Genomic DNA, 664 nt, shown 5'->3' on the forward strand with positions numbered 1-664 from the left:
TTATCGTAAATCATAAGCGCGTGCAACGCTTGATGGGCGAACTTGGCTTGAAATCAAAAGTCAGACCTAAACGCTACACCTCTTACAAAGGTGAAGTCGGTAGAATCGCTGAAAATATTCTCAAACGTGAATTTACGGCAAAGAAGCCCAATCAAAAATGGGTGACCGATGTCACTGAATTTAAAGTCAATGGAGAAAAGGTATACCTGTCACCGGTAATAGACCTATTTAACCAAGAAGTGGTCAGCTATGAGGTAAGGACATCTGTCACGCTACCACTAGTGACTGACATGCTTAAAGCCGCAACAGCAAAGCTGTTGAAGCATGAGAGACCACTCATCCACTCAGACCAAGGTTGGCAATATCAAAATAAACGATATCAACAACACCTGAAAAAGCATGGGCTAATTCAAAGTATGTCTCGAAAAGGAAACTGCTTAGACAATGCCGTTGCAGAAAACTTCTTCGGCATATTAAAAACTGAGATGTATCACAATGAGACGTTCAAGGACGCAAATGAACTCATTGAAAACATCAAAGAATACATCGATTATTACAACAACGAACGCATTAAGCTAAAACTAAAAGGCCTGAGTCCGATACAATATCGAAATCAGGCCTTGGTTGCCGCTTAGAAATGAGTCCAACTTATTGGGGTCACTTC

1 protein-coding gene is annotated in these 664 nt (G+C 41.0%); it reads left to right on the forward strand.

Annotated elements, in window-relative coordinates; genetic code table 11:
• A partial coding sequence (locus tag CWB65_RS12985) for an IS3 family transposase (RefSeq protein WP_212750949.1) occupies positions 1 to 635 on the forward strand: 635 nt, incomplete at its 5' end.
• Positions 636 to 664: the final 29 nt, after the last annotated feature.

This window comes from Pseudoalteromonas sp. S554, assembly GCF_005930865.1.
Taxonomy (GTDB): Bacteria; Pseudomonadota; Gammaproteobacteria; order Enterobacterales; family Alteromonadaceae; genus Pseudoalteromonas; species Pseudoalteromonas marina.